3 protein-coding genes are annotated in these 2,830 nt (G+C 44.6%); all 3 read left to right on the plus strand.

The genetic code is table 11. The features are described from left to right. The first annotated feature begins 107 nt into the window (after window positions 1-107). Window positions 108-1,265 carry an NAD(P) transhydrogenase subunit alpha gene (locus tag QVO39_RS07660; RefSeq protein ID WP_018028183.1) on the plus strand — a complete coding sequence of 386 codons (1,158 nt, stop codon included), beginning with the start codon at window positions 108-110 and terminating at the stop codon, window positions 1,263-1,265. A gap of 77 nt (window positions 1,266-1,342) precedes the next feature. Next, window positions 1,343-1,687 (plus strand): NAD(P) transhydrogenase subunit alpha part 2, encoded by a 345-nt coding sequence (locus QVO39_RS07665; protein WP_026161704.1) that lies wholly within the window; start codon window positions 1,343-1,345, stop codon window positions 1,685-1,687. A gap of 53 nt (window positions 1,688-1,740) precedes the next feature. Beyond that, on the plus strand, window positions 1,741-2,830 hold a 1,090-nt coding region (locus QVO39_RS07670; RefSeq protein ID WP_288171924.1), incomplete at its 3' end, for an NAD(P)(+) transhydrogenase (Re/Si-specific) subunit beta.

Raw genomic sequence — 2,830 nt, forward strand, 5'->3', positions numbered from 1 at the left:
AGCTTTTCCCTACATTTGTGGAGAAAAGCATTGTAGTAATAACTAACTCTTAGGAGCGGGTCTCTTTTGATACTTCTCCGATGAGCAAAACCTATTAAAAGACCACTATGATTATTTGCATTCCAAAGGAGATAATGCACGGTGAGAGCCGAGTATCTGCAACTCCTGAAACTGTAGAGAAGTTTGTAGCCGATGGTGCTACAGTCTATGTAGAGGCTGGTGCTGGTGAGCCTTCATTTCACCACGACAATGACTATGTAACTGCTGGTGCTCAGCTTTTGACTGATACTGAAGAGCTTTACCAAAAGGCAGATGTTATTCTTAAAGTCAAAGAGCCTCTATTCAATGAGAGACTTGGAAAGCATGAAGTAGATATGATGCATGAAGGCCAGGTGTTGATTACCTTCATACACCCTGCATCACCTGTAAATCACGACATGGTACGCAAGCTGGCTAAGCAGGGCGTTATTGCTTTGACGCTTGATGGCATTCCACGCATATCTAGAGCTCAAAACTTAGATGCGCTCACCTCTATGAGTACCTGTGCAGGGTATAAGGGCATCTTATTAGCCGCTAATGAATTGGCCTACTTTATGCCTCAGATGTTTACTGCTGTAGGTCAAATCAAACCTGCTAAGGCAATGGTTATAGGAGTGGGAGTTGCCGGTCTTCAGGCACTAGCCACTGCACGACGTCTTGGTGCTATCACCTACGCTGCAGATATTCGTCCTATGGCTCTGGAGCAAGCCACTAGTTTGGGAGCTAAGCCAATTGAAACGGGCGTACCTGCTGAATTGGCAATTGCCGAAGGAGGATATGCCAATAGTTTACCAGCGGATGTACTAGCTAAGGAGCGTGAGATGCTATTCCCTACTATCAAGGAGATGGACATCGTGTTCTGCTCTGCACTTGTTCCTGGTAAGATTGCCCCAACGCTTATCACAGAAGAGATGGTTAAGCAGATGAAGCCTGGCTCTGTGATCGTGGATATCTCTATTGACCAAGGTGGAAACTGTGAAATCACCCCTCCAGGAGAGACAGAGAGGAAGCACAATGTAACTCTTATCGGTATCAAAAACATTCCTGGTCTACTGCCTAATAGCTCCACATGGATGTTTGCCCAAAATGTTTACAACCTCGTGAAGTACCTTACCAAGGATGGCAAGATTGCTCTTGATATGAGTGATGAGATTTGTCAGAAGATCCTCGTAACTCGTGACCATGAGATCGTACATCAAGGCACACTTGAGGCAATGAATAAGTAATTAATGCACGCTAAAGGAGGTATACTTCGGATCTAATGTCCGCCAGTATACCTCCTTTGACTTTTTACCAATTGTATATGAGTCCAATATTATTAGTACTGGTATTCATAGTATCCTCTGTTGTTGGGTACTTTGTGATTAAGAAAATACCAAGTTTGCTCCACACCCCACTTATGTCGGGAATGAATGCTCTCTCTGGAATTACAGTAGTTGGTGCCATAATCAGCCTACTTCAGTTTGTTGGCTTCACAGAGCTGACTAGGTGGTTTGGAGGTGCTGGAATCATCAATACAGCAATAATTATCTCTGGCATTGCCATTCTCTTGGCCATGATCAATATTGTAGGTGGTTTTGGGGTTACAGAGCGTATGCTCCGGATGTTCAAGTCTAAAAAAGGCAAAGAGAAAGGAGGTAAGTCATGAGTGTGTTTCTAAGCTATCTTATTCCTATTCTCGTCGTTGTGGGACTATGGATGATGAGTCGAGTTCCCACTGCAGTACAAGGCAACCGATTGAGTATCATTGCGATGATACTTGCGATATTAGTTGCTTTTTCTGGTGGTAGTCTTACAGCCATCTTGGTTGCATGTCTATTCTTGCTATTGGGTGGTGCTATCGGACTTGTGCTAGCACGTAAAGTGACTATGATTCAGATGCCACAAACTGTGGGGCTACTTAATGGTCTAGGTGGTGCTGCATCAGCACTCGTCGGTATCGTAACACTTGGTGTTACTTCTGTATCAGCTAGTATTGTTGGTTTTTTTCAGCAACCCACCTTCCATTTTGAGGCTTTTACTGCTGTACTTGCCATTGTTATCGGTATGGTAACACTTACTGGGAGCCTCGTAGCAGCTGGAAAGTTGCATCGAGTGTTAAAGCAACAACCTGTCATATTACCCTTTCATAGTTTGATAATGTTAGGATTACTTGTGCTATCCTTAGTTATGCTTATATGGGGTGGATGGTTCCTTAACACCGATAACTTCATTTGGATTGCACTCCTTACTGTGGTGGTTTCAGGCCTCTTTGGATGGATTTTCACTATTCGAGTAGGTGGTGCTGATATGCCTATAACCATTTCACTTCTCAACTCTCTGAGCGGTGTAGCTGGTGGTATAGCAGGTATGGCAATTGGCAATGTAATGCTGGTAGCGATAGGTGGTATAGTGGGGGCTTCTGGATTGCTTCTCACGCAAGTGATGTGCAAAGCGATGAATAGGAGCTTACTTGATATTCTATTAGGCAAAACATCTGCACCAACTCAAGCAAAAAAAAGTTCTACTCCACCTCTAGCACCTAAGGCAGAGCCTCAAGCTTCAAAAGAGAGCACTCTAAGTGAGGAGATGAAGGCCGCCAAGAGCGTTATCATCGTGCCAGGGTACGGGATGGCATTGGCTCAAGCTCAGCATCAGGTTAAGCAACTTGGACAAGCCTTTGAGGAGAATGGTGCTAAGGTACGCTATGCTATCCACCCAGTAGCTGGTCGTATGCCAGGCCACATGAATGTGCTACTTGCAGAGGCCGATGTGGACTACGAGGAGCTCTTTGAGATGGAGCAGATCAATG

Origin of the sequence: Porphyromonas sp. CAG:1061 (genome assembly GCF_000435035.1) — a bacterium.
In the GTDB taxonomy this organism is placed as follows: Bacteria; Bacteroidota; Bacteroidia; order Bacteroidales; family Porphyromonadaceae; genus Porphyromonas_A; species Porphyromonas_A somerae.